The organism is Terrabacter carboxydivorans, from assembly GCF_039532035.1.
In the GTDB taxonomy this organism is placed as follows: domain Bacteria; phylum Actinomycetota; class Actinomycetes; order Actinomycetales; family Dermatophilaceae; genus Terrabacter; species Terrabacter carboxydivorans.
In genome coordinates this window covers 60,791-86,384 of the sequence record NZ_BAAARE010000020.1, presented here as the reverse complement: position 1 = coordinate 86,384, position 25,594 = coordinate 60,791, and the positions used below count along the sequence as shown (strand labels likewise).

General features: G+C 72.7%; 23 protein-coding genes and 1 riboswitch. Of the genes, 10 read left to right on the top strand and 13 right to left on the bottom strand.

Features of this window, described 5'->3' with window-relative positions:
• Nucleotides 1-63: 63 nt before the first annotated feature.
• The 3 genes from ABD297_RS19175 to purN all read right to left on the bottom strand — a co-directional run bounded on the left by ABD297_RS19175 (nt 64) and on the right by purN (nt 3,062).
• Nucleotides 64-498 (bottom strand): OsmC family protein, encoded by a 435-nt coding sequence (locus ABD297_RS19175; protein ID WP_344256697.1) that lies wholly within the window; start codon nt 496-498, stop codon nt 64-66.
• A gap of 176 nt (nt 499-674) precedes the next feature.
• Nucleotides 675-2,300 carry a bifunctional phosphoribosylaminoimidazolecarboxamide formyltransferase/IMP cyclohydrolase gene (purH, locus tag ABD297_RS19170; protein WP_344256696.1) on the bottom strand — a complete coding sequence of 542 codons (1,626 nt, stop codon included), beginning with the start codon at nt 2,298-2,300 and terminating at the stop codon, nt 675-677.
• Nucleotides 2,301-2,380: 80 nt separating this feature from the next.
• A riboswitch (ZMP/ZTP riboswitch) is annotated at nt 2,381-2,457 on the bottom strand.
• Between the two features lie 8 nt (nt 2,458-2,465).
• Nucleotides 2,466-3,062 (bottom strand): phosphoribosylglycinamide formyltransferase, encoded by a 597-nt coding sequence (gene purN / locus ABD297_RS19165; RefSeq protein ID WP_344256701.1) that lies wholly within the window; start codon nt 3,060-3,062, stop codon nt 2,466-2,468.
• A gap of 142 nt (nt 3,063-3,204) precedes the next feature.
• Between purN and ABD297_RS19160 the strand changes: the two genes are divergently transcribed.
• Nucleotides 3,205-3,597 (top strand): hypothetical protein, encoded by a 393-nt coding sequence (locus tag ABD297_RS19160; protein ID WP_344256695.1) that lies wholly within the window; start codon nt 3,205-3,207, stop codon nt 3,595-3,597.
• An 18-nt stretch (nt 3,598-3,615) separates the two neighbouring features.
• On the opposite strand, the gene ABD297_RS19155 is transcribed toward ABD297_RS19160, so the two are convergent.
• Complete coding sequence (locus ABD297_RS19155; protein WP_344256694.1) at nt 3,616-4,950, bottom strand: cell division protein PerM; 1,335 nt, start codon at nt 4,948-4,950, stop codon at nt 3,616-3,618.
• A 203-nt stretch (nt 4,951-5,153) separates the two neighbouring features.
• On the opposite strand from ABD297_RS19155, the gene ABD297_RS19150 reads away from it, so the two are divergent.
• Nucleotides 5,154-5,867 (top strand): polysaccharide deacetylase family protein, encoded by a 714-nt coding sequence (locus ABD297_RS19150; RefSeq protein ID WP_344256693.1) that lies wholly within the window; start codon nt 5,154-5,156, stop codon nt 5,865-5,867.
• A 152-nt stretch (nt 5,868-6,019) separates the two neighbouring features.
• On the opposite strand, the gene sucD is transcribed toward ABD297_RS19150, so the two are convergent.
• The 4 genes from sucD to ABD297_RS19130 form a co-directional block, all read right to left on the bottom strand.
• Nucleotides 6,020-6,913, bottom strand: coding sequence for a succinate--CoA ligase subunit alpha (gene sucD / locus ABD297_RS19145; protein WP_344256692.1), 894 nt, complete (start codon nt 6,911-6,913; stop codon nt 6,020-6,022).
• Between the two features lie 31 nt (nt 6,914-6,944).
• Nucleotides 6,945-8,129 (bottom strand): ADP-forming succinate--CoA ligase subunit beta, encoded by a 1,185-nt coding sequence (gene sucC / locus ABD297_RS19140; RefSeq protein ID WP_344256691.1) that lies wholly within the window; start codon nt 8,127-8,129, stop codon nt 6,945-6,947.
• A 297-nt stretch (nt 8,130-8,426) separates the two neighbouring features.
• Entirely contained in the window at nt 8,427-9,362 is a 936-nt protein-coding gene (locus ABD297_RS19135; RefSeq protein ID WP_344256690.1) for a type IV toxin-antitoxin system AbiEi family antitoxin domain-containing protein, read from the bottom strand.
• Between the two features lie 193 nt (nt 9,363-9,555).
• Entirely contained in the window at nt 9,556-10,023 is a 468-nt protein-coding gene (locus ABD297_RS19130; protein WP_425581197.1) for a cobalamin B12-binding domain-containing protein, read from the bottom strand.
• A 79-nt stretch (nt 10,024-10,102) separates the two neighbouring features.
• On the opposite strand from ABD297_RS19130, the gene ABD297_RS19125 reads away from it, so the two are divergent.
• Both ABD297_RS19125 and ABD297_RS19120 read left to right on the top strand, forming a co-directional pair.
• Nucleotides 10,103-11,101: a lipase family alpha/beta hydrolase gene (locus tag ABD297_RS19125; RefSeq protein ID WP_344256689.1), complete on the top strand. Its 999-nt coding sequence runs from the start codon at nt 10,103-10,105 to the stop codon at nt 11,099-11,101.
• Nucleotides 11,102-11,313: 212 nt separating this feature from the next.
• Nucleotides 11,314-12,150, top strand: a complete 837-nt coding sequence (locus tag ABD297_RS19120; protein WP_344256688.1) for a M23 family metallopeptidase — start codon at nt 11,314-11,316, stop codon at nt 12,148-12,150.
• 187 nt (nt 12,151-12,337) lie between these two features.
• Here the strand turns inward: ABD297_RS19120 and pcrA are convergent, their stop codons facing one another.
• Nucleotides 12,338-14,827, bottom strand: a complete 2,490-nt coding sequence (gene pcrA / locus ABD297_RS19115) for a DNA helicase PcrA (RefSeq protein WP_344256687.1) — start codon at nt 14,825-14,827, stop codon at nt 12,338-12,340.
• Nucleotides 14,828-14,906: 79 nt separating this feature from the next.
• On the opposite strand from pcrA, the gene ABD297_RS19110 reads away from it, so the two are divergent.
• The 4 genes from ABD297_RS19110 to ABD297_RS19095 are packed head-to-tail and all read left to right on the top strand — an operon-like array spanning nt 14,907 to nt 19,412.
• Complete coding sequence (locus ABD297_RS19110) at nt 14,907-15,395, top strand: GNAT family N-acetyltransferase (RefSeq protein ID WP_344256686.1); 489 nt, start codon at nt 14,907-14,909, stop codon at nt 15,393-15,395.
• A 21-nt stretch (nt 15,396-15,416) separates the two neighbouring features.
• Nucleotides 15,417-16,844 carry a wax ester/triacylglycerol synthase family O-acyltransferase gene (locus ABD297_RS19105; protein WP_344256685.1) on the top strand — a complete coding sequence of 476 codons (1,428 nt, stop codon included), beginning with the start codon at nt 15,417-15,419 and terminating at the stop codon, nt 16,842-16,844.
• A gap of 10 nt (nt 16,845-16,854) precedes the next feature.
• On the top strand, nt 16,855-17,838 hold the full coding sequence (locus ABD297_RS19100) for a quinone oxidoreductase family protein (protein ID WP_344256684.1): 984 nt from the start codon (nt 16,855-16,857) through the stop codon (nt 17,836-17,838).
• Nucleotides 17,835-19,412 carry an amidohydrolase gene (locus tag ABD297_RS19095; RefSeq protein ID WP_344256683.1) on the top strand — a complete coding sequence of 526 codons (1,578 nt, stop codon included), beginning with the start codon at nt 17,835-17,837 and terminating at the stop codon, nt 19,410-19,412. Before ABD297_RS19100 ends, ABD297_RS19095 begins: the two co-directional genes overlap by 4 nt.
• Nucleotides 19,413-19,481: 69 nt before the next feature.
• Here ABD297_RS19095 and ABD297_RS19090 read toward each other — a convergent pair whose 3' ends face one another.
• From ABD297_RS19090 to ABD297_RS19075, 4 genes are read right to left on the bottom strand one after another with little or no spacing between them, the layout of a single operon-like run.
• Nucleotides 19,482-19,691 (bottom strand): hypothetical protein, encoded by a 210-nt coding sequence (locus ABD297_RS19090; RefSeq protein WP_344256682.1) that lies wholly within the window; start codon nt 19,689-19,691, stop codon nt 19,482-19,484.
• A gap of 27 nt (nt 19,692-19,718) precedes the next feature.
• The gene (locus ABD297_RS19085) at nt 19,719-20,072 is read right to left on the bottom strand and encodes a hypothetical protein (protein WP_344256681.1); all 354 of its coding nucleotides are present in this window, start codon (nt 20,070-20,072) and stop codon (nt 19,719-19,721) included.
• Nucleotides 20,073-20,132: 60 nt separating this feature from the next.
• On the bottom strand, nt 20,133-20,843 hold the full coding sequence (locus ABD297_RS19080) for an NUDIX hydrolase (RefSeq protein WP_344256679.1): 711 nt from the start codon (nt 20,841-20,843) through the stop codon (nt 20,133-20,135).
• A gap of 7 nt (nt 20,844-20,850) precedes the next feature.
• On the bottom strand, nt 20,851-21,975 hold the full coding sequence (locus tag ABD297_RS19075) for a glycosyltransferase (RefSeq protein WP_344256678.1): 1,125 nt from the start codon (nt 21,973-21,975) through the stop codon (nt 20,851-20,853).
• 35 nt (nt 21,976-22,010) lie between these two features.
• Here ABD297_RS19075 and ABD297_RS19070 point away from each other — a divergent pair, with 35 nt between their 5' ends.
• Together ABD297_RS19070 and ABD297_RS19065 are read left to right on the top strand one after the other, a co-directional pair.
• A complete protein-coding gene (locus ABD297_RS19070; protein WP_344256699.1) occupies nt 22,011-22,832 on the top strand; it encodes a PIG-L deacetylase family protein in 822 nt (273 codons plus the stop codon).
• A gap of 300 nt (nt 22,833-23,132) precedes the next feature.
• Nucleotides 23,133-25,463 carry a heavy metal translocating P-type ATPase gene (locus ABD297_RS19065; RefSeq protein WP_344256677.1) on the top strand — a complete coding sequence of 777 codons (2,331 nt, stop codon included), beginning with the start codon at nt 23,133-23,135 and terminating at the stop codon, nt 25,461-25,463.
• Nucleotides 25,464-25,594: the final 131 nt, after the last annotated feature.

The window sequence follows — 25,594 nt, the reverse complement described above, 5'->3', positions numbered from 1 at the left end:
CTCGTGGCGAAGTGCCCACTCGACGTCCTCGCACGTCGAGTGGGCACTTCGTCGACACGGGTGTCAGGGGGTGACGAGCTGGATGTCGACGACGGGCTCGTGCTGGAGCGTGCTGTGCACCGTGCAGTGGTCGACCATCGCGAGCAGGGCCGCGTGCCGCTCCGGCGGGACGCCTTCAGGGACCAGCACGCGCACGTCGAAGCGGGTGACCCGCGAGGGGCGGGTGCCCATCTCGTAGCTCGTCTCGACACGCAGCCCCTCGACGGGCAGGTCGTGACGGGCGAGGTAGCGGCGCGCATAGAAGGCGGTGCACGAGGCGAGGCTCGCGACGAACAGCTCCGTCGGCGTTGGAGCCGTATCTTCGCCTCCCATCGTCAGCGGTTGGTCGACCGTGACGACGTGGTCTCGGACGGCGATCTCGAAGCGGTCACCGCCGAGGTGGCTGACCGACACGGTGGCCGGCTGGGTGGGACGGGTGACGACGGAAGCCTGGCTCATGACGTCCTCCTCGCGTGCCGAGGGCTCACCTCCACGCTAATACCCTCCGGGGCATCCTGTGGTGGGGCTGGAGGCGTTCTCCGTCACACGGACCCAGCGTGACGAAGTGCCCACTCGACGTGCGAAGTGCCCACCCGACGTGGGGTCACGTCGAGTGGGCACTTCGCCACGAGTTGTCAGTGGAAGAAGTGGCGCGTCCCGGTGAAGTACATCGTCACGCCGGCCGCCCTGGCCGCCTCGATGATCTCCTCGTCACGGATCGAGCCGCCCGGCGCGACGACGGCGCGCACGCCCGCGTCGAGCAGGATCTGCAGGCCGTCGGCGAACGGGAAGAAGGCGTCGGACGCGGCGACCGAGCCACGGGCCCGCTCCTCCCCCGCACGACGCACGGCGAGGTAGCAGGAGTCGACGCGGTTGACCTGGCCCATGCCGACACCGACGGCTGCGCCGTCGTTGGCGAGCAGGATCGCGTTGGACTTCACGGCGCGGATCGCGCGCCACGCGAACTGCAGGTCGGCGATGGTCGCGTCGTCGGCGGCGTCACCGGAGACGAGACGCCAGTTCGCGGCGTCGTCGCCGCCGGTCGCGTCGCCGTCCTCGCCGCGCACGACGGCGTCGACCTTGTCGACCGTCTGCACGAGCAGGCCACCGCTGACCGCGCGCGTCTCGACGGGGTCGGCGGCCTCGGCCATGCCGGCGGGCAGGCGCAGGATGCGGAGGTTCTTCTTGGCCGTGAGGATCTCGAGGGCCTCGGGCTCGTAGTCGGGCGCGATGATGACCTCGGTGAAGACCGGCTTGGCTGCCGCCGCCATGGCCGCCGTCACGGTCCGGTTGGAGGCGATGATGCCGCCGTAGGCGCTCACCGGGTCGGTCGCGTGAGCCCGCTCGTAGGCCTGCTCGATGGTGTCGCCGACTGCGATGCCGCACGGGTTGGCGTGCTTGATGATCGCGACGGTCGGCTGGTCGCCGTGGTCGTGCGCGGCGCGCACCGCGGCGTCGGTGTCGACGTAGTTGTTGTAGGACATCTCCTTGCCGTGCAGCTGCTCGGCCGATGCCACACCCGGACGCCAGTGGCGGTAGAGCGCCGCCTGCTGGTGCGGGTTCTCGCCGTAGCGCAGCACCGCCGCACGGTCGAAGCTCACGCCGGTCCAGGCCGGGAAGCCGGTGCCGTCGCCCGTGTCGGCGTAGGCGTTGCCCATCCAGCTGGCCACCGCGACGTCGTAGGAGGCCGTGTGCACGAAGGCCTCGGCCGCGAGCCGCTTGCGCTGCTCGAGCGTGAAGCCGCCCGCTCCCAGCGCCTCGACGACCTGGCCGTATGCCGTGGGGCTCGTGACGATGGCGACGCTCGGGTGGTTCTTGGCCGCCGCACGGACCATCGACGGGCCGCCGATGTCGATCTGCTCGATGCACTCGTCCGGCGTCGCACCGGAGGCGACGGTCTCGCGGAACGGGTAGAGGTTGACGACGACGAGCTCGAACGGCTCGACCCCGAGGTCGGCGAGCTGCTGGACGTGGTCGCCCTTACGGGTGTCGGCGAGGATGCCGGCGTGCACCTTGGGGTGCAGGGTCTTGACGCGGCCCTCGAGGCACTCCGGGAACCCGGTGAGCTCCTCGACCGGCGTCACCTCGATGCCGAGCGCGGCGATGGTCTTCGCGGTCGAGCCGGTCGAGACGATCGAGACCCCGGCGGCGTCGAGCGCGCGAGCGAGGTCCTCGAGGCCGGTCTTGTCGTAGACGGAGACGAGGGCCCGCCTGATCGGGCGGCGGCCGTCGGTGCTCGGCGCGGACGGGACTGCGGTCATGGGTGCACTCCTGGTTCGGTGACATCGGTCGCGGCGTGCCGCGGGTCTGCATCTCAGCGGACCCGGTGGCTTCCGTTCTCGCGAGGCACCCAGGCGGTCGATGCTCCCGACGTCACTCCCCGGTGGTGTCCCACCCGCGCCAGTCGTGTGCGACCAGCGTAGCGGTCAGGCTCGCCCGAGCCGAACTCGTCGGCCCTCGACGGAGAGGCCCTCGCGGGCCAGCCGACGCACGACGTCGACGAGAAGCTCACGCTCCTGGACCTTGATCCGCTCGTGCAGGCTCTCCTCGGTGTCGTCGTCCTCGACGGCGACGACGCGCTGCTCGATGATCGGCCCGGTGTCGATGCCCGCGTCGACGACGTGGCACGTCGTGCCGGTCACCTTGACGCCGTAGGCGAGGGCGTCGCGCACGCCGTGCGCGCCGGGGAAGCTCGGCAGCAGCGCGGGGTGGGTGTTGACGACCGGCTGCGCCCCGAGCGTCGCGGGGCCGAGGATCCGCATGAAGCCGGCGGTCACGACGAAGCGTGGCGCCAGGGCCGCGACCTGCTCGGCGAGGGCTACGTCCCACTCGCCGCGGTCCTGGAAGTCGGCCGGCCGCACGACGAAGGTCGGTATGCCGGCCCGCTCGGCCCGCTCGAGGCCGACGCACGGGCGGTCGGCCCCCACCGCGGCGACCCGCACGCCGTAGGCCGGGTCGGCGGCCGCGTCGAGCAGCGCCTGCAGCAGGGTGCCGGACCCCGAGACGAGGACGACCACCGGCACCGGGTCGGCCGAGGGCCGGTCGGAGGACTCGCTGACGGCGGCGCTGGCACGGGGATCAGTGGTCACGCGCCGGAGTGTAGCGAGCCGGCCCTCGGGGATCCCCGGTCATGGGGCCGGGCCCGCATGGGCGAGGATGGTCGGCATGACGGAGCCCCAGGTGGAGCAGGAGATCGCCTACGCGCGCGAGAAGGCCAAGCGCACGCTGCCGGTCGCCCTGCTCGTGCTACTGGGGCTCGTCGCGATGTACCTCCCGCTGCCCAAACGCTTCGTGGCCTTCCTGCCGCTCGTGCTGGCCGTCGTGCTCACCGTGCGCCTGCTCCGGTTCCTGTCGGCACGTCCGGGCAAGGAGAAGGTGTGGCCGGTCGTCACGCTCGTCATCGCCGGGACGCTGCTGTCGACCCTGGCCCTGCAGATCGTCTTCTACGACGCGGTCAGCTCCTACGAGGCGTGCCTCGACGGCGCCCAGACGAGCATCGCCGAGGCGAGCTGCGCGCAGATGCGGGACGCCGGGATGTTCGGCCTCGTGGTGCGCTGACCGGGAGGTCGCTCCCCGTCAGTCCCGGTCGGCCACCGAGCCGGTCTGCGAGTCCGGCTCCGAGCCGGTGCCGGACGCGGTCCCCGTCGGGCTGACGGACGTCGGCTCGTCGTCCCTGCCGTCGCGTCGTCGCTCGATGAGCACGAGCGCACCGGCGAGGAGCAGTGCCCCGCCGACGACCTCGGCCGTCAGGGCCGCGGCGAAGGACCAGAGCGGCACGCCGACCGCCGACAGCCGGTCGACGCCGACGGCGCCGTTGCCGAGGGCCGTCACCACCACGACGACCACGACGGCGACGAGCGCGGCCGTGGCGGTGGCCGCCAGGCGGGCTCGGACGTTGCCGAAGAACTCGAGCTCCGCCTCGACCCGGCGGCCGAGCCACACGCCGACGAGCACGGGGACCAGCACGACGGCATACGTCATCGCGGGGTAGTCGGCGGCCTGCGGGAGGGCGCCGAGGACGGGCACGAGCGGGAGCAGCCCGGGCTGGGCGGCCGCGGGAGTGATCGCCGAGCCGAGCGCGACCTGGAAGCCGGGACCGGCGAGGAACGACAGGGCCCACGTGGCGGTGTTGCCGAGGAGGGCGAGCTGGGCGAGCGCGATGACGACGAGCGCGCCGAAGTTGGCGCCGTACTGGTCCTGCACGTCGGCCACCGCCGACCACGACAGGACGAGGCGGACGACGACCACGACGAGCCCGACGACGAGCAGCAGGCCCGCCCCGCGCCACCCGGTGCGCCAGACGCTCGGGAGCCACGTCGGGCCGCGCCGGAACCACGCGCGGACGAAGGCCGGCGCGGTGTCGTCGTCGGGACGCAGCAGCACGAAGCCCAGAGCCGCGACCGGCACGATGAGCGAGCCGGGGACCGCCGCCACACCGGGCGTCGCCGGACCGCCGAGGGTGAAGAGGGCGAGCACCGCCGACACGAGGCCGTAGCCGATGACGAAGCCCGGCACGACCCCCCACTGGGCGACGCGGCTCCAGTCGCCCGCACCGACGCGGAGGCGCTCCGTCGCCGCGAGACGCCGGGCCCAGCGGACGGCGATGTAGACGAAGACGAGCAGGAGCAGGAGCGGCGTCACGGAGATGGCGACGGGACCGGCCCCGACCGACTGGCCGTGACCGAGGAACCAGATCGCGCTCGCCACGGAGACCGCCGAGAACCACCCGACAGAGCTCTCCGGCGCGGCCACCCAGCCGATGAGGGCGGGCAGCACCACGACCGACCAGGTGCCGACCGCGGCGAGAGCGCCGGCCCGCAGGGCGGCCGGCATGGCCGTCGAGGGGCTGACCGACGAGGTGGTCGTCGCGGCGGTCGTGGTGGTCGTGCTCGGCGGGGCCAGTGGTCTCACTCCTGCGCTACGGGCCGGTCGGAACGGTGATCGGGTCCGGCGGTTCGTCCCATGGTCACAAGATCCCCGGCGCGGGGCGAGCGCCCACGCCGCAGACGCACCACGCAGATGCCCGTGAGAAGGGTGTGAGGCACGGATCAGCGGCAATCCCCGGCGACGGCTCCCCCCCGAGCGCACACTGACAGTGAAAGGGATGAACCATCATGAGCAGCAAGATCCTCCACTTCCTGACCCCCCTGCTCGCAGCACTCGCGCTCGCCGCCCCGCTGGCAGCCCCTGCCGCCGCCCCGACCCCGGCCTCACCGCCCGGTTCGGGAGCCCCGGTGGCCACGGCCCCCACCGACGTCGCGACGGTCCCCGTCGCCTACGCAGGCACCGTCTACTTCACCTTCGACGACGGACCGCACCCCACGTGGACCCCGCGGATGCTCGCCGTCCTGCGCAAGTACGGCGTCAAGGCCGTCTTCTTCGAGATCGGCCAGAACGTCTCGTGGTACCCGTCGATCACCCGCAGCCTGCGCTACTACGGCAACAAGATCGGCAACCACACGTGGAGCCACCCCGACCTGACGACGCTGTCGACCGCGTCCGTGACGTGGCAGCTGAACCGGATGGAGTCCTCGCTCGGCTACCGTCCGCGCTGCGTCCGCCCGCCCTACGGCGCCACGAACTCGCGCATCGCGACGATCATCGCCAACCGCGGCCAGCGTCAGATCCTCTGGACCGTCGACCCTCGCGACTGGTCGCGCCCCGGCACGTGGACCATCGTCAACCGGGTCCTGGCCAACGTCCGTCCGGGCTCGCGCATCCTCATGCACGACGGTGGCGGCGACCGCTCCCAGAGCGTCGCAGCCCTCGACCTGCTGATCCCGAGGCTCCGGGCCCGTGGCTACGTCATCGGCCTCATGGCCTGTTGACGTCCTGCCGGACGCGAGCCGGCGTATGCCGTGACGTGCCTCGGCGACCCGGGCCGGACGGCATACGCCATCGTCCACGGACCAGCGAGCAGACGCACGAGCGGGCGGTCACCCGAAGGTGACCGCCCGCTCGTGTTCGTCTGTGCGACAGGCTACTTCGCGAGGCCCTGCATGATCTCGCGCATGAGGTCGGCCGTCTCGGACGGCGTCTTGCCGACCTTGACGCCGGCGGCCTCGAGGGCCTCCTTCTTGGCCTGGGCGGTGCCCGAGGAGCCCGACACGATGGCGCCGGCGTGGCCCATCGTCTTGCCCTCCGGGGCGGTGAAGCCCGCGACGTAGCCGACGACCGGCTTGGTCACGTGCTCCTTGATGTAGGCCGCGGCGCGCTCCTCGGCGTCGCCACCGATCTCGCCGATCATGACGATCGCGTCGGTGTCGGAGTCGTTCTGGAACGCCTCGAGGCAGTCGATGTGCGTCGTGCCGATGATCGGGTCGCCACCGATGCCGACGGCCGAGCTGAAGCCGAAGTCCCGAAGCTCGTACATCATCTGGTAGGTCAGCGTGCCCGACTTCGAGACCAGGCCGATGCGGCCGGTGCCGGAGATGTCGGCCGGGATGATGCCGGCGTTGGAGACGCCCGGGGTGATGAGGCCGGGGCAGTTCGGGCCGACGATGCGCGTCGTGCCCTTCTCCTTGGCGTAGTTGTAGAACTCCGCGGTGTCCTTGACGGCGACGCCCTCGGTGATGACGACGGCGAGCGGGATCGCGGCGTCGATGGCCTCGACGGCGGCGGCCTTGGTGAACTGGGCCGGCACGAAGATCACCGACACGTTGGCGCCGGTGGCCTCGATGGCCTCCTGGACGGTGCCGTAGACGGGGACGGAGACGCCGCCCTCGAAGTCGACGGTGGTGCCGGCCTTGCGCGGGTTGACGCCGCCGACGATGGTGGTGCCGGACTTGAGCATGCGCTGCGTGTGCTTCATGCCCTCGGAGCCGGTCATGCCCTGGACGATGACCTTCGAGTCGGCGTTGAGGAAGATAGCCATGGTTTCGTTCTCGCTTCTCTTGGCTCGGTGGTCAGTTGGCGGGCCGGGCGGCGAGCTCGGCGGCGCGGCGCGCGGCGCCGTCCATCGTCGGCTCGACCGTCACGAGCGGGTGGTTGCGCTCCTGCAGGATGCGCCGGCCCTCCTCGACGTTGTTGCCGTCGAGGCGCACGACGAGCGGGCGGTTCTCCTCGTCACCGAGGGCGTCGAGGGCACCGACGATGCCGTTGGCGACCGCGTCGCAGGAGGTGATGCCACCGAAGACGTTGACGAAGACGCTCTTGACCTGCGGGTCCGACAGGATGATGTGCAGGCCGTTGGCCATGACCTCGGCGCTGGCGCCGCCACCGATGTCGAGGAAGTTGGCCGGCTTCTGGCCGCCGAACTCCTCACCGGCGTAGGCGACGACGTCGAGCGTGCTCATGACGAGCCCCGCGCCGTTACCGATGATGCCGACGGAGCCGTCGAGCTTGACGTAGTTGAGGTTCTTCTCCTTGGCGGCGGCCTCGAGCGGGTCCGCGTGGGCCGTGTCCTCGAGGGCCTCGTGGTCGGCGTGGCGGAAGCCGGCGTTCTCGTCGAGCGTCACCTTGCCGTCGAGGGCGACGATGTCGCCGTCCTCGGTCTTGACGAGCGGGTTGACCTCGACGAGCGTCGCGTCCTCCTCGCGGTAGACGGTCCACAGCTTCTGGATGACGTCGGCGATGGCGCCCTTGTCGGCCTCGTCGAAGCCGGCGGCGTCGACGATCTCCTTGGCCTTGGCCTCGTCGATGCCCGTGTTGGGGTCGACCGCGACGCGCGCGAGCGCCTCGGGCCGCTCGACGGCGAGCTCCTCGATCTCCATGCCGCCCTCCTTGGAGCACATGGCGAGGTAGGTGCGGTTGGCCCGGTCGAGCAGGACCGAGAAGTAGTACTCCTCGGCGATGCGGGCGCCCTGGGCGACCATGACGGTGCCGACGGTGTGGCCCTTGATGTCCATGCCGAGGATCGCCTCGGCGGCGGCCTGCGCCTCGTCGGGGCTCTTCGTGACCTTGACGCCGCCGGCCTTGCCGCGGCCGCCGGTCTTCACCTGCGCCTTGACGACGGTGACACCGCCCGACTTCGGCCCGATCTTCTCGGCGGCCGCTCGGGCCTCCTCGGGGGTGGTGGCGATGGCGCCGGCCAGCACGGGCACGCCGTGCTTCTCGAACATGTCGCGGGCTTGGTACTCGAAGAGATCCACGGGTGGGGTCCGTCCTCGTCGTCGATTCGTGTCGTCGTCGATCGCGTCGCTGCGGCGTCCCGGGGCACCCGTGCTCGCGCTCGGACGGGCCCTGCGCCGTGGCGCAACCGAATCAGGCTGTCGCTCGGACTCTAGTGGCTGGCGCCGGTGGCAGCGGCATCGGGTCGGCCCGACCGGACAAAGATCACACCGGTGGTCGGCCTACCGCCCGGTACGCGGGTTGCGGGGCCGTCCGCCGCGTGCGCCGGCCGGTCGGGCCTCGAACGCGCGGAGCGTGCTGTATGCCGCTTGGCCGCCTCACGCCGCCGCCTGCTCGAGTGCCCGGTGCAGTCGAGACCCCAGCCGCCCCGGGTCGGCGAGGTCAGCCCAGACCACCCGGACCAGGACCCAGCCGGCACGCCGGAGCGCATCCTCGCGCCGCTTCTCCTCGAAGAGCGCCCGTGGGTCGGCGTACTTGACCGCACCGTCGAACTCGACGAGCACCCGGGTGCCCCGGACCCGGAAGTCGGCGCGGTACCGCCGCCCTTCAGCCGTCAGCTCCACCTGCGGCTCGAGGTCGAACCCGAGGCTGCGCAGCACGTAGGCCGTGCGCGTCTCACCCGGGGACTCGTGCCGGCCGTCGGCGTGGGGCAGCGCCGCCCGCACCGCCGAGAGGCCCGGGTGGCCGGCCAGGCCCTCGACGGCGCGGGCGAGCCGCTCGACGGTGACGAGTCCGCGCGCCAGCGCCGCGTCGGCGGGGACGAGGGCGGCCTCGGGCCCGTGCACGAGCCCGGTCTGCACCACCGCCCACGCGAGCGGCACGGTCGTCGTGACCGAGGACCCACCGGTGACGGGCGGTGGCGACGCTGCCAGGCCGGGGACCGGCCGGTGGATCACGAGTCCGCGGCGCCGCGCCGAGGCGTTGGGCACGCGGGCTCCCGACGGCCGGGGCAGCAAGGTCAGGTGCACGATGTCGAGGTCGACGGCATACGTCGGCAGTCCGTGCAGGACGAGCGCGCCGTGGTGACTGACCACGGCGCGGCCCGCGTGGGCGCGACCGAGGGCGGTGGCGGTCAGCGCGTGCCGGGACCGCGCGGTGAGGGGCTCGGCCGGCGTCACGGCATACCACCCGCGGGTCAGGCGGAGGCACTCCCCCGACCGCACGAGCCGGCCGAGCGCATGACCGTCCAGACCGTGCACGGCCGCGTCGGCCGCCGAGAAGACGCCACCGGCTCCGAGAAGGTCGAGTCGCATGGCCCGAGCCTGGCCCAGGCCGGACGGGCTGAGCGGGGCCTCCTGCCGGGCTGTGGACGGGACGTCGGTGTCGGGACGGGGTGTGGACGGTCCGCGGTTGACTGGCCCCTACGCGGGTTGCGGGCCCGAACGGCCGGCGCTCCGCACGTGCGAGCCCCGGATGCGCGGAGCGGCCCGGGACCCGCGGAGGAGGTCAGGCGGGGTGCACGTGCTCCCGGACCCAGCCGACGATCTCCATCGTCGTGGCGCCCGGCGTGAAGACCTTGGCGACGCCGAGCTTCTCGAGCTCGGCGATGTCGTCGTCGGGGATGATCCCGCCGCCGAAGACGACGATGTCGCTGGCGTCACGCTCGGCGAGCAGCTCGACGACCCGTGCGAAGAGGGTCAGGTGCGCCCCGGACAGGACCGAGAGGCCCACGACGTCGGCGTCCTCCTGGATGGCCGCCTCGACGATCTGCTCCGGCGTCTGGTGCAGGCCCGTGTAGATGACCTCCATGCCGGCGTCGCGCAGCGCCCGGGCGACGACCTTCGCGCCGCGGTCGTGGCCGTCGAGACCCGGCTTGGCCACCACGACCCGGATGACGTCGGTCGACACGCCGGCGCCGCCCGCGCCCTCGTCGGCAGTCACGGCAACAGCGTCGGCACCCTGGGACTCGCTCATGCCGGGCACTCTAGCCAGCCGCGTGAGACGCGACGCGCAATAGTGATGCATCGCCCACCGGTCGGGGTACGTTCGGCACGTGGCACTGGCAGCACGTGCGGCGACGACGCCGCGGCAGGAAGGCACCTCGACGGGTGTCGTGAGGAGGCCTCGGGCCTTCCTCGCGGCCGTCGGGGAGGTCGCCGGCGCGCTGCTGACGCCGACCGGGCTCGCCGGCGCGGCGCTCGAGGCGTCGTGGATGGGTCTGCACCTGGGCCTCTACCCGCTGGGCCTGCTCGGGCCGCGCGCGAGCGACCGGCGCCAGGGCTACCGGCTCGGGCACCTGCCGCCGAGCCAGCGCGGGCTCGCGATCCAGAACGTCGAGGCCGCTGAGACCCCGATCCTGCTCGTGCACGGCATGGTCGACAACCGCTCGATCTTCACCGTGCTGCGCCGCGGCCTCGTGCGGCGCGGCTTCGGGCGCATCGAGACGATCAACTACTCCATCTTCACCGGCGACGTGCGGGCGGCGGCTGCCGACCTCGGCGCCGAGGTCGAGCGGATCGTCGAGGAGACGGGCTACGAGCGCATCCACGTCATCGGTCACTCGATGGGCGGGCTCATCGCGCGCTACTACGTGACCCGGCTCGGCGGCGACCAGCACGTCCACACGCTCGTCACGCTCGGCACGCCGCACCAGGGCAGCTACCTCGCCTACACGTGGAACAACGGCCTGACCCGGCAGCTGCGTCCCCGCAGCGCGCTCATGAAGGAGCTCGCGGCCCCGGTCGCGGAGTGCCAGACCCGCTTCCTCGTCTACTGGTCCGACCTCGACCAGGTCGTGGTCCCGCAGCACAACGCCGCCCTGCACCACCCGGACCTCAACGTCCACAACGTCGCCCTGCACGGCGTCGGCCACATGAGCCTGCCGATCACGAGCAGCGTCGTGCACGGCATCTCCACCGCCCTGGCCCACCTCGACACCTCGGGTGCGACCGTCACGCCGGGCGTCAGCTCGCTCGGCAGCCGCCGCACGACCGCGACGCGCAAGCCCCGCTCGGGCCCTGCGATCCCCGGTCGCGTCGACCCGGCCGGCTGACTCTCGGAGCACTGTCGCCGAAGCCTCAGGATCTGTCCAGATTCGCCTGTGGAAATCCTTCTGTCGCCCGCCCGGATGCCCTAGTGTCGGGCGAAGTCGCGACCCTCCACCGCGATGTCGGACCGTCCAGACAAGTGGCGTGATTTTGGATAACGAAATGGTCACGTTAGGCTGGCGGCTCGCACCATCTGTGACCGATAGGTAATTCTTTCGTGCCCAAATCCAGTTACGCCGGCCGGCACCGTCCGGCAGCCAAGCCTTCGCGGGGTCGACAGTTCGTCGTCCCCGTTGCGCTGCTCTCCTCGACCGTCGCCGGTGGCCTCGCCATCCGTGGCGCCGGCGCCAGCGAGCTGAGCCCCGAGGTCGCTGCCATGAAGAACGTCTCCAACTCGGTCGCCGGCCTCGGCCTGGCCGCCGACCCGGAGGCCGTCTCGGCGGCTGCCGCCAACCGCGCCGGCGCCCGCTCCTCGCGCGACATGGCCCGTGACGCCAAGACGCTCATCGTCGGCGCCTCGCAGACCGCGACCCAGACCGCCGCCGAGGCCCAGGCCGCCGCCGTCAAGGCCGCGGCCGACCAGGCTGCCGCGAAGCAGGCCAAGGCCGCCGCTGCCGCGCAGGCCAAGCGTGCCGCCGCGGCTCGCGCCCTGGCCCAGGCGCACCGCTGGGTCTCCCCGGTCGCGGGCTACACTCTCACCTCCGGTTTCGGCTTCCGCTGGGGCAAGATGCACCCCGCGCAGGACCTCGCCTGCCCCGTCGGCAGCGCGGTGCACTCCCTCTCGAGCGGCACGGTGATCTTCGCCGGATGGTCCAACGAGGGCTACGGCAACTTCGTCAAGATCCGCTACTGGGACGGCACCGTCTCGTGGATGGCGCACAACAGCCGCCTGCTCGTGTCCGTCGGCGAAGAGGTCTCGCCCGGCCAGATCGTCGCCTACAGCGGCAGCACCGGCAACTCCACCGGCCCGCACGTGCACCTGGAGATCCACCCGGGCGACGGCACCGCGGTGCCCCCGATCCCCTGGCTCGCCAAGCGCGGCGTCATGCTCTGACCGAGGCCGTCCTCGACACGAGGCCCGTCCCTTCCGGGACGGGCCTCGTCGCGTTCACCGCTGGATCTGTACCCCCCGCGAGCGGGCCGTATGCCGTTGCCGCACAACGGAGCCCGCGTGGGCACGGGGGCCGGCCACCCGGCATACGTCATCGACGACGACGGGGCCGGCACCCGGGCGGACGCGCTCAGAGCTTGACGAGCGGGGCGTAGCGCAGGAGCAGGCGCTTCGTGCCGGTGTCGGCACCGAAGTCGACGTGGGCCATCGACTTGTCACCCTCACCCTCGACCCGCACCACGGTGCCGAGGCCGAAGGAGTCGTGGGTGACACGGTCGCCCGACTGGAGCGCGATGACCGGACGGTTGCCGGCGCTGCGCACCCCGGGGCGCGAGGCCAACGTCGCCACGGCGGGACGGTCGGAGCCACGGGCGCCGCTGAACGACGGCCCGAGCCGCTGCCAGTCGAGCAGGTCCCCGGGGATCTCGTCGAGGAAGCGTGACGGCGGGTTGTACTGGGGCGCTCCCCACGCCGACCGCACGGCGGCGCGCGAGAGGTAGAGCCGCTCGCGGGCGCGCGTGATGCCGACGTAGGCGAGGCGCCGCTCCTCCTCGAGCTCCTTCGGGTCGCCGAGGGCCCGCATGTGCGGGAACGTGCCGTCCTCCATGCCGGTGAGGAAGACGACGGGGAACTCGAGGCCCTTGGCCGTGTGCAGCGTCATGAGCGTGACGACGCCCTGGGCCTTGGCCTCCGGCTCGTCGGGGATCTCGTCGGCGTCGGCGACGAGAGAGACCTGCTCGAGGAACTCCTCGAGCGCGCCGGCGGGGCCGACGTCCTCGGGCTCGACGCCGGGGGGCAGCTCACCGCCGGACTCGGCGAGCTCGGTGGCGCGGCGGTCGTCGTACTCCTGGGCGACCGCGACGAGCTCGGCGAGGTTCTCGACCCGCGTCTCGTCCTGCGGGTCGTGGCTCGCCCGCAGCTCGGCGAGGTAGCCGCTCTCCTCGAGCGTCATCTCGAGCAGGGCCGCGACGCTGTCGTCGGCCTCGTAGGAGGTGCGGAGCCTCTCGAGCAGCGCGGTGAAGCCGTTGATGGCGGCGACGGAGCGGGTCGCGATGCCCGGCGCGTCCTCGGCCCGGCCGAGGGCAGCGACGAAGGGGATGCGCTCGCGCTCGGCGAGGGCCGCCACGCACGCCTCGGCCCGGTCGCCGATGCCGCGCTTGGGCGTGTTGAGGATGCGGCGCAGGTTGACGGTGTCGGTGGGGTTGGAGACGACGCGGAGGTAGGCCAGGGCGTCCTTGACCTCGCGCCGCTCGTAGAAGCGGGTGCCGCCGACCACCTTGTAGGGCAGGCCGACCCGCACGAGCACCTCCTCGATCGCGCGGCTCTGGGCGTTGGTGCGGTAGAAGACCGCGACGTCGCCGGGCTTGACGCCCTTGTCGGCGAGGTCGTCGATCTCCTTGGCGACGAACGCGGCCTCGTCGTGCTCGTTGTCGCCGACGTAGCCGGTGATCATCGCGCCGTCGCCGGAGTCGGTCCAGAGGTTCTTGGCGCGGCGCCCCTCGTTGCGGGCGATGACGGAGTTGGCGGCGCGCAGGATGCGCTGCGTCGAGCGGTAGTTCTGCTCGAGCAGGATCGTGCGGGCGTCGGGGTAGTCCTGCTCGAACTCGAGGATGTTGCGGATCGTCGCACCGCGGAAGGCGTAGATCGACTGGTCGGAGTCGCCGACGACGCACAGCTCGGCCGGCGGCACCGCGTAGGCGCCCTCGGGCCCCTTGACCTCGCCCACGAGCTCCTTGATGAGCTGGTACTGCGCCTGGTTGGTGTCCTGGTACTCGTCGACGAGCACGTGCCGGAACCGGCGGCGGTAGTACTCCGCCACGTCCGGGAAGGCCTGCAGGATGTTGACCGTCATCATGATGATGTCGTCGAAGTCGAGGGCGTTGGCCTGTCGCAGGCGGCGTTGGTACTGCGTGTAGGCGTCGGAGACGGTGCGCTCGTAGTGGTTGCCCTCGGTGACCTGCCCGGCGTAGGTCTCCTCGTCGATGAGGTCGTTCTTGAGGTTGCTGACCTGCGCCGAGAAGCCTCGCGGCGGGTAGCGCTTGGGGTCGAGGTCGAGGTCGCGCAGCACGAGGCTCATGAGGCGCTGGCTGTCGGCGGCGTCGTAGATCGAGAACGTCGACTTCATGCCGACCTTGGCCGCCTCACGGCGCAGGATGCGCACGCAGGCCGAGTGGAAGGTCATGACCCACATCGCGCGGGCGCGGGGGCCGACGAGTGCCGCGACGCGCTCACGCATCTCTGCGGCCGCCTTGTTGGTGAACGTGATGGCGAGGATCTGCCCCGGCTGGGCCCCGCGCTCGCCGAGCAGCCAGGCGATGCGGTGGGTCAGCACCCGGGTCTTGCCCGAGCCAGCACCGGCCACGATGAGCAGCGGGGTGCCCTCGTGGACGACGGCCTCGCGCTGCTGCGGGTTGAGCCCCTCGAGCAGCGCCGCCGGGTCGAGGTCGACACCGCCCTGCGGCGCCCCCGCGATGCCGCCCTGCGCGGCCGCCTCGGCCCACGTGGGCACGCCCTGGTCGGTGACGTCGCCGCCGCGACCGGAGCCCGAGGACCCGCCCGAGGGCGCGCCCTGACCGTGCTCGAAACCGGGGATGGGGAGGTCGTCGAAGAGCGTGCTCATGATCGGCCAAGCCTACGTCGAACCGCCCACAGCACCCGACCACGACGCACACCCGGCCGGGCCGGGAGAGGATGGCTGCGTGAGAGACGTCCAGATCCGTGAGGCCACCACCGCCGACCTGCCCGCCCTCGTCCGCCTCGTGCAGGACCTCGCGGCCTACGAGAAGGAGCCCGAGGCCGCGACCGCGACCCCCGAGCAGTTCCGGGACGCCCTCTTCCCCGCCCAGGGCGACCCCACGGCATACGCCCACGTCGGGGTGCGGGAGGGAGACGTCGTGGCGATGGCGATCTGGTTCCGCAGCTTCTCGACGTGGACCGGGCAGGCCGGGATCTGGCTCGAGGACCTCTTCGTCGGGCCGGAGCACCGGGGCCTCGGCCTCGGCAAGGCGCTCCTCGCCCGCCTGGCGCAGCTGTGCGTCGAGCGGGGCTGGACCCGGCTCGAGTGGACGGTGCTCGACTGGAACACCCCCTCGATCGACTTCTACCGCGCCCACGGGGCACGGCCGCTCGACGACTGGACGACGTTCCGCCTCGACGGCGACGCGCTCTCGCGACTGTCGGGCCCGTAGGTGCGGCGCGCGTCACGGCGGATGGGATCGGCCGACATCCTGTGGCTGAACATGGACCGTCCGACCAACCTCATGGTCATCGTGTCCGTCGTGCTGCTCGAGTCGGTGCCGGACTGGGACCGCGTCCTCGCAGTGCTGCGCACGCGCATCATCGAGCCCTACCCCGTCTTCAGCCAGCGGCCCCGACGGCCGCGGCGCGCGTTGGGCTCCTACCGCTGGGAGGACGACCCGTCCTTCGACCTGATGCATCACGTCCGCCGGGCGACCTTGTCCGGCAGCGGGACTGCCGCCGAGGCCGATGCCGAGCTGCAGGCCTACATCGAGGACGAGCTGCCGCGCGAGTTCGACCGGTCGCAACCTCTCTGGGAGGTGCACCTCGTCGACGGACACGGGTCCGGTGCCGCGCTCGTCTTCCGGATCCACCACGCGCTCGCCGACGGGATCGCCCTGACACGAGTGCTGCTCGGACTCACCGAGGACGCCGACGGCACGCCCGGCGACATCGTCGGCCCGCCTGCGACCGCCGACCTGGCGACGTTGCCGCTGGGCGAGACGGCCTCCGCAGGAGCCGTGGCCTCTGGACTCAACCTGGCCCGCGCCACGACGCGCTCGGCATGGAACCGGCTGCGCTCCAAGGGCGCCCGGGCCGCCGTCACCGACGCGGCAGGCCTCACCCTGCGCACCGGTCAGGTGGTCTCGGACCTGCTCCTCACGACCAACCCCACCAGTGCGGTCGGGGGCGAGCCGGGTCGGCGCAAGCGCGTCGTGTGGACCCAGCCGCTGCCCCTGCCGGGCCTCAAGCAGGCCGGTCGACTCGTCGGCGCCACCCTCAACGACGTGCTCATGAGCGCCGTCGCCGGTGCCCTGCACACCTACCAGGACGAGCACGGGCGCGAGCCCGTCGACCTCGTGACGATGGTGCCGGTCAACGTCCGCCCGCTCGACGAGCCGCTGCCGCGCGAGCTGGGCAACCGCTTCGCCCTCGTCTTCCTCCGCTTCCCCAGCCGCGACGCCACTCCGCTCGGCCGTCTGGCCCTGTCCAAGGCGCGGATGGACTGGCTCAAGGCCTCGCCCGAGGCGGCCCTCACCTTCGCCCTCATCTCGGTCATCGGGCGCTTCCCCGCGGCGCTCGAGCGCCGGGTCGTCGACTTCTTCGCCAACAAGGCGATCGGGGTGACGACCAACGTCGCCGGTCCGCGGGAGGTCCGTCATCTCGCCGGCGTGCCGGTCACGGGCGTGCTGGGCTGGGTGCCGGGGTCCGGCCGGCACACGCTGGGCTTCTGCATCGTCACCTACGACGACGCCGTGCGCATCGGGATCATGGCCGACGAGTCGGTCGTGCCCGACCCCGAGGCCCTCCTCGTGGCCCTCGAGGACGAGGTCGCCCTGCTCGTGCGCATCGGCGCCGCAGCCCCTACCACCCGGAGGCGCAGGCGACGCCGGTCGTAGGCTGGCGAGCATGATCCGAGCGACCAGCGTCTTCGTCTCCGAGCCCGGCGACCGCAGCGTCCTGCAGGTCCGCGACCACGACCTCCCCGACCCCGCCGAGGGCGAGGTCCAGGTGGAGGTGGCTGCCGCCGGCGTCAACTTCATCGACGTCTACAAGCGTCAGGGCGTCTATCCCGTGCCGACGCCCTTCGTCCTCGGCGAGGAGGGAGCCGGCACCGTAACGGCCGTCGGCCCAGGGGTCAGCGACGTCGCCGTCGGCGACCGCGTCGCGTGGTGCCAGTCGTCCGGCAGCGAGTCCACCGTGGTCAACAAGCCCGCCCGGCTCGTCGTCCCCGTCCCCGACGGCGTCGACCTCGAGGTAGCCGCCGCAGCCATGCTGCAGGGCCTCACCGCCCACTACCTCGTCACGAGCACGTATGCCGTCAAGCCGGGTGACGTGGCGCTCGTGCACGCCGCGGCCGGCGGGGTCGGACAGCTGCTCGTCCAGATGGTCACGGCCCGCGGCGGCACCGTCGTCGCGACGGCCGGATCGGACGAGAAGCTCGAGATCGCCAAGGCGCTCGGCGCCCAGCACCTCATCAACTACGGGGCGGTCGACGACCTGGCCGGCGCCGTGCGGGCAGCCGCCGGGCGCGGGGTCGACGTGGCCTACGACGGCGTCGGCAGGTCGACGTTCGACGCCTCGCTCGCCTCGCTGCGGCCGCGCGGCATGATGGTCCTCTTCGGCGGGGCGAGCGGCCAGGTGCCGCCCTTCGACATCCAGCGGCTCAACAGCAGCGGGTCGCTCTTCCTGACCCGTCCGACCCTCGCGCACTACGTCGCCGAGCGCGAGGAGTACGAGTGGCGGGCCGGCGAGGTGCTCGGCGCCGTCGCCGACGGCTCGCTCAAGATCGAGGTCGGCGGACGCTACCCCCTCACCGAGGCGGCCGCCGCCTACGAGGCGCTGGAGGGGCGTCGCACCACGGGCAAGCTCATCCTGGTGCCCACCGCATGAGGCGCACCCTCTTCCGGCACGACCGCATCTGGACCGGAGACGCCGGCCACGCAGGAGCCCCCTGGACCGACGCCCTTCTCGTCGAGGACGGTCGTATCGTCGCGGTCGGCGCCGAGGCGATCTCGGCCGGCGACGACGCGGAGTCCGTCGACCTTCCGGGCGCCGTCGTGATGCCCGGCCTCCACGACGCCCACATCCACACCGAGTGGCTCTCGCGCGACATGTCGTCGGTCGACCTGCGCGAGGCGCGGTCGCTCGAGGAGGCGCTCGAGCTGGTCCGGGCCCACGCCCAGGGGCTGCCCGACGACGAGTGGCTGCACAGCGGGCGGTGGAACCACAACCGCTGGGCCGTGCCCGTGCAGCCCGACCGCCACTCCCTCGACGCGGTCTCCGGCGACCGCGTGGCTGCGCTGTCCAGCGTCGACGGGCACACGATCTGGGCGAACTCGCTGGCGCTGCAACGGGCCGGCATCACCCGGGACACCCCCGACCCGGTCGGCGGCGAGATCGTCCGCGACGCGTCCGGCGAGCCGACCGGCATCCTGCGCGAGTCGGCCCAGGAGCTGCTCGACGTGATCCCGCGCGACGAGTCGCCGCTGCGGCCGTGGCTCGAGCGCTGCCAGGACTGGCTGCTCTCCGTCGGGCTGACGAGCATCACCGACATCGACGGCGAGGACGCGCGGGCGGCCTACGTGGAGCTGCACGCCGAAGGGGCGCTGCGCCTGCGCGTCACCAAGTGCACCCGGGACCCCGACCTCGAGCTGGCGATCTCCGAAGGACGCCGCTCCGGCCAGGGCGACGAGGTCTTCCGCGTCGGTCCGGTCAAGTTCTTCAGCGACGGCGCCCTCGGGTCGCACACGGCCCACATGACCGAGCCGTTCATCGGCCACGAGGGCTGCGGCATCGCGGCCATGCCCTACGAGGTGCTGCTCGAGCGCACCCTGCTCGCGGCCCGCAACGGCCTCGACGTCGTCACGCACGCCATCGGCGACGAGGCCAACCGGCTCGTGCTCGGCACCTTCGAGGCCGTGCGCGCCGACGGCCTGGACACGCTGCTGCGCATCGAGCACGCCCAGCACGTGCTCCCGGTCGACATCCCCCGCTTCCGGGCCCTCGAGGTCGTCGCCTCGATGCAACCGAGCCACTGCACCGCCGACCTCGAGCTCGCCGACGAGATCATCGGCCCGCGCCGGCTCGCCTCCTACGCCTGGCGCAGCTTCCTCGACGCCGGCGTGCGCGTGGCCTTCGGCTCGGACGCGCCCGTCGAGGACCCCAACCCCTTCTACGGCCTGCACGCTGCGGTGACGAGGCAGCGGGCCGACGGCCAGCCCCTCGGCGGCTGGCGTCCGGAGGAGAAGGTCACGCTCACCGAGGCCGTCCACGCCTTCACGGTCGCTGCGCACGAGTCCGTGGGGCGCACCGACGTGGGTCGACTCCAGCCCGGTCAGCTGGCCGACCTCGTGGCGGTCGACCGCGACCTGTGGGCGCTCGAGCAGTCCTCACCTGCCGACATCCGTGACGCGGTCGTGCTCCAGACCTGGGTCGGCGGAGAGCTGGCTTACGAGCGCTCCTGAGGCACCAGGCATACGCCCTCGGTCGATCCGGGGCGCGCCGGCGGACGAGACGGTCGTGGTCGGCGCGCCCTAGCCGGGGACGACGGCGAGCAGCAGCGTCGCGAACCAGGTGAGTCCGCCGACGACGAGCAGGAAAATGCCGATGACGGCCATGTTGCCGGCGCCGTCCTCACGCGACACCCGCCGCCGACGGCGTCCGACCACGACGAGCGCGAGACCCAGGACGAGCCACACGAGACCGATGAGCAGACCGGCGAGAACGCCTGCGTTCCAACGCATCTCAGTAGCCTTCGCCTCTGTCGGACGTCACCAGACGGCGGCGACGAGGACGTTGACCACCGCGGCGCCACCAGCGACATCGAGCAGGCTGCCGGTGTCCTTGCCCTTACGGCCGCGAGCCGCACCCATCTCCGCTGCCGCGACCACGACGAGCGCGATGACGAGCTTGACCGCGATCTTCGTGTGGTTGACCGTGTGCTCGGGGTCGTTGATCGCCGAGGCGACGCCGACGAGCGCCAGGCCGGTGACGATCTGGGCCCGCGCTCCCCACACGATCGGCGCGATGACGGTGCGACCGCTGCGCACGGCGATCCAGCCTCCGACGACCGCGGCCATGCCGAGCAGGTGGAGGGCGACGATGAGGTTGTAGACGAGGTCCATGGCCGACATCCTACGGAGCGTCGTACGTGCTCCGTCCCGGCCCTCGACCCCGACCCCGCCTCAGGACTGCGACGGCGGCACGAGCGCGTGGAGCGCGGCCAGGTGTCGCCACGACGAGCCGAGCCGGTAGTCCCGCACCTGCTCGACCGGCACCCACCGCGCGTCGGAGGTCGTGCCACCGACATCGTGGATGACGACCTCGGTCGGCTCGGGACACGTTGCGCCGTAGACGATCCGGACGGCGTGGAAGTCCTCCAGCACTCCGGAGGGCGCGCGTCCCACCCAGTGCTGCGACTGCACGGTGAGCAGGTCACCGAGCTCGATGCGCTGGCCCGTCTCCTCCCACACCTCGCGGTGCACGCCCTCGACCGGCGACTCGCCGTCGTCGAGCCCGCCGCCGGGCAGGCCCCAGTCGCCGGGCACGTGGGTCCGAGAGCTGAACTGCGTCAGGAGCACACCGCGTCCACTCGTCACGACCGCATAGGCCGCGACCCGCTGGAACGGCTCGCCCACCTCGTCCTCCCCGACGCCGTCGTCCCTCGGGACGGGCGCGACGGCAGGTCGTATGCCGTCGAGCTCGCGCACGCGGTAGCCGACCTCGAGCGACCCGTCGTCACGCATGCTCGCGAAGAGCGGTGACTCGATGAGCCACCCCGCGGCACCGAGGACGGCGTCAGGGTGCTCGCCGTGGCACAGTGGCGACTCCACCAGCCGCCGGCCCCCGGCGTCCAGGGCGACCATGACCAGGCCGCCGGGCACGTTCGTCCTCATCGCGACCTCATCGGCGCACCAGCCCCAGAGCGCGTTCGTACTCTGCCACGGCAAGGGCTGCGACGTGCGACCACTCCTGCTCCGGCGGTTTGGCGACGTTCCAGGCGCGCATCCGTTCGACGTCCTCAGGCGCCTTGGCCAGCCGTGCGATTGCCGACGACATCTGCGAGTCACTCGACACGACAAGGCCGTTCACACCGTCGGACACGAACTCTCCCACGCCGGAACCGGATCGACCGATCACCGGGAGCCCAACGGTCCGAGCCTCGAGGGCTGCGATCCCGAACGACTCCAGACGTGCCGGTGACAGGTAGACGTCGGCGGCGGCATACAGCTCGCGCAGCTCGTCACGCGGCACCCGGCCCGGGAGGGACACCCAGCCGAGACCTCGTTCCCGCACGAGGGCCTCGACCTTGCGCCGGTCGGGCCCCTCCCCCAGCACCGTCAGCGAGACGGACCCGACACCGGCGGCCTGCTCCGCCTCGGCCACGAGCTCCACGAGCGCTGCGGGACGTTTGCGGGCTGCGAGGCGCATCGCCGTCACGAGGCGCAGCGGCCCGGGCCGGCGCTCGACCGGGCCCACCGCCCAGCGAGCCACGTCGATGCCGTTGGGGAGCACCCCCACCGAGGAGGCCTGCCCGACGAGACGTCGCAGGGGCTCGGCTGCGACGTCGGACACGGCCGACATGGCCACACCGCGCGACGCCCACCGACGGACGAAGTGCGCCGCCCGGAACACGGGTGTCACGCCGGCGAGCATGCAGTGCCACGTCATGGCCGTCGGCAGTCCGAGGCCCACGGTGACGCGGGTGCTGTCCCACGCGAACGGCGAGACCACACCCGTCTGGACGTGCGCCACGTCGAAGCGGCCGGCCACGAGGCGCCGGCGCAGCTCCGCCGGGGCGAAGGGGTTGACCGGCAGCTCCCACGGCATCCGTGCCGCGAGCCGGTGCACGGGCACGCCGTCGACGACGGTCACCTCACCGTGCATCTCCCCCGCGGCGCCACGCGTGGCCGTGAAGACCTCGACCTCGTGGCCGGCCGCCTGCAGGTGCTGGGCGAGGTCGTGCGTCTGGACCTCGATCCCGCCCAGCCGGGGCAGGTAACAGTCCGAGAGCAGCGCCACCTTCACGGGAGACACTGTGCCATGGGACAAGATGGGTGACTGTGCCCCACACCCTGCTCGCCTTCCACGCGCACCCCGACGACGAGGCCCTGCTGACGTCGGGCACCATGGCGCGCGCCGCCGCGGAGGGGCACCGGGTCGTCGTCGTCGTCGCGACCGACGGCGAGCTCGGGCTCGCCGCCAGCGAGTTCACCGGCGACGGCGCTCTCGCCGCGACCCGGATGGACGAGCTTCGCCGGAGCGCCGAGGCGCTCGGCGTGGCTCGCGTCGAGCACCTCGGCTACGCCGACAGCGGCCTCGGCCCCGAGGTGGCACCCGACCCGCCGGGCACCACCCGCTTCGTGCGCGCCGACGTCGAGGAGGCTGCCCAGCGCCTGGCCGCGATCCTGCGCGAGGAGCACGTCGACGTGCTCCTGCACTACGAGCCCAACGGCGGCTACGGCCACCCCGACCACCAGCAGGTGCACCGGGTCGGCACCCGCGCTGCCGAGCTCGCCAGCACGCCGAAGGTCCTCGAGGCCACGGTCCCCCGCGACACGATCTGCCGCGCCATCGACCTCGCCGCCAAGGTCTACCGGTTCCCGCCCGAGTTCGACCGGTCGAGCTTCGACCGCGCGTTCTCGGCCCGCAGCGAGATCACGCACCGCATCAGCGTGCGCCGGCACATCCGCGCGAAGCGGGCCTCGATGCGGGCCCACGTCTCGCAGGCCACCGCCGACGGGGGCGCCGACCGCACCCTCGCCGCCTTCCTGCGCATCCCGCGGCCCCTCTACGACCTCGTCTTCGGGCGCGAGTGGTTCGTCGACCGCTCGCTGCCACCGGGCTCTCCGGTCCTCCGCGACGTCTTCGACGGGCTCGCCTGACGTCGGCGACGGCCCAACAGGGGAGGCTCGCGCGGGCCAGTCATGGCCTCTCGACGTTTCGGGGTGGGCCAGTCGTGGCCTCTCGACGTTTCGGGGTGGGCCACACGTGGCCTTTCGACGGGTGGGGACCCGCAGACTTTGGCCTCTCGACGGTTGGGGACCCGCAGACTTTGGCCTTTCGACGGTTGGGGACCCGCAGACTTTGGCCTTTCGACGGTTGGGTGGGGTGGGGTGCTGGGGCGGTTGTGATGCCGGTCCCCAATGCCGTGCGGCGGGTTCGCGGCGGCGGATGATGGAGGTGTGACCTGGTGGCGTGGCCGCTCACCGGCGGTGTTCTTCGTCGCGTCGGCCCTCCTGCTGGCCGGCGGCGGGATCGCCGCCGTCGCGGGCGAGGACGCCCTGTCGCGGACGCTGTGGGTCGCCGCCACCGTGCTCGGCCTGGCCCTCTCGCTGCTGTGGACGATCCGGTCGGTCGCCGAGCGCCGCGCCACCGTCGACGTCATTGCCGTGCTCGCTCTCGCGGGGGCGCTCTGGGTCGGTGAGGAGTTCGCCGGCGCAATGGTGACGCTGATGCTGGCGAGCGGACGCCTCCTCGAGGCCCGGGCCGCCGCACGCGCCGACCGGGAGCTGAGGCTGCTCGTCGAGCGCACCCCGCGCACGGCCCGGCGGCGCGACGGGGACCGGATCGAGGGCATACCCGTCGAGGACGTCCACCCCGGTGACGTGCTCGTCGTCGGCACGGGTGAGGTCGTCCCCGTCGACGGCCGGTTGCTCGCCACGGGCACGTTCGACGAGTCGGCGCTCACCGGTGAGCCGATGCCCGTGGAGCGCCCCAACGGGGACGACGTCCGCAGCGGCGTCGTCAACGCCGGTCCGCCGGTCGACGTCGTGGCCACCTCGTCGGCGTCGGAGTCGACCTACGCCAACGTGGTCCGGCTCGTCGAGCAGGCCCAGGCGACGTCGGCTCCGTTCGTGCGCACGGCCGACCGTTTCGCCGTGCTCTTCGTGCCGCTGACCCTCGTGCTCGCCGGGCTCGCGTGGGCCCTGGCCGCGTCCCCGGTCCGCGCCGTCGCGGTGCTCGTCGTCGCGACCCCGTGCCCGCTGCTGCTGGCCGCGCCGGTCGCGATCATGTCGGGCCTGTCGCGGGCGTCGCGCATCGGCGTCGTGGTCAAGGGCGGGGCGGCCCTCGAGGCGCTGGCCGCCGGTGAGGTCGTGCTCTTCGACAAGACCGGCACGCTCACCCATGGACGGCCGGAGCTCGCCTCGGTGGTCACCGCGCCCGACGCCCCAGCGGCGCAGGAGGTCCTGCGTCTCGCGGCCTCCCTCGACCAGGTCTCGCCCCACCCGCTGGCCAGCGCGCTCGTCGGGGCCGCCCGCGGTCGGGCCCTGGACCTCGAGCTGCCGACCGACGTCCACGAGGTGCACGGCTACGGGCTCGAGGGCGTGGTCGGCGGCGTCGTGGTCCGGCTGGGCAAGGCGCGCTGGATCGTGGGCGACGACGACCCGGCCTGGCTCCGGCAGGTGCGCCGGCGGGCCGCGCTCGACGGGTGTCTCACCGTCTTCGTCGCCGTCGACGGCCGTCCTGCGGGCGCGTTCCTCCTCGAGGACCCGGTGCGCCCCGACGCGCCCCGGATGCTGTCGGCCCTGCGCGAGGTCGGCATCCGTCGCACGGTGCTCGTGACGGGCGACCGGGCGGACATCGCCGAGACGGTGGGGCGCATCGTCGGCGTCGACGCGGTGCTGGCCGACCGCGACCCCGCCGACAAGCTGGCGGCGATCCGTGACGAGTCGGCTGCAGCGCGCACGATCATGGTCGGCGACGGCGTCAACGACGCCCCCGCCCTCGCGGCGGCGGGGGTGGGCGTCGCCCTCGCGGCGCGTGGGGCGACGGCCTCGTCGGAGGCCGCCGACGTCGTGCTCACCGTCGACCGGGTCGACGCCATCGCGGACGCCATCCTCATCGCCCGCCGGTCGCGCCGGATCGCGCTCGAGGCCGTGCTCGTCGGCATGGGCCTGTCGCTCGTCGCCATGGTCGCCGCGGCGGCGGGGCTGCTCCCGCCCGCGGCCGGCGCCGTGCTGCAGGAGGGCATCGACGTGCTCGCCATCGGGATCGCGCTGCGGGCCCTGCTGCCGACACGCCTGCACACCGTGCCCATGTCGGCCGAGGACGTCGCCACCGCCCACCGTCTCCGCAGCGGCCATGACGCGGCCATCGGCGCCGTCGAGCAGATCCGCACCGTCGCCGACGGCCTGCGCACCCGGGACTGCCGGCTCGGGCCGGTGCACGACCTCCTCGACCGCCTCGAGGGCGAGCTGATCCCCCACGAGCGCGAGGACGAGGACGAGCTGATGCCGCTCGTGGCCAGGGCTCTGGGAGGCGCGGCGACCGCGACCATGCGTCGCACCCACGCCGAGATCGAGCACCAGGTCTCGCGGCTGCGTCGGCTGCTCGACGGCATCGACGCCGACCATGTCGCTCCGGAGGACGTGACCGAGCTGCGCCGGCTGCTCTACGGCCTCTACGCCGTGTGCCGGCTGCACAACAGCCAGGAGGAGGAGGGCGCCTTCGCGCTCGTCCCGGCCGGGCCCCCGCCGGCCCGCCGCACCGGTCGGCACCGTGCGCACGGCTGACCCCACCGACGGCGTATGCCGTGTGGTCAGGTCGCGCCCCGCCGACCACGATGGTGGCGCCGTCTCGGTCGGAGCCGGCCGGCACGCGGCCACGCTCGCCGTCGACCACGGTGGCAGCGCGGCCTCGGTCG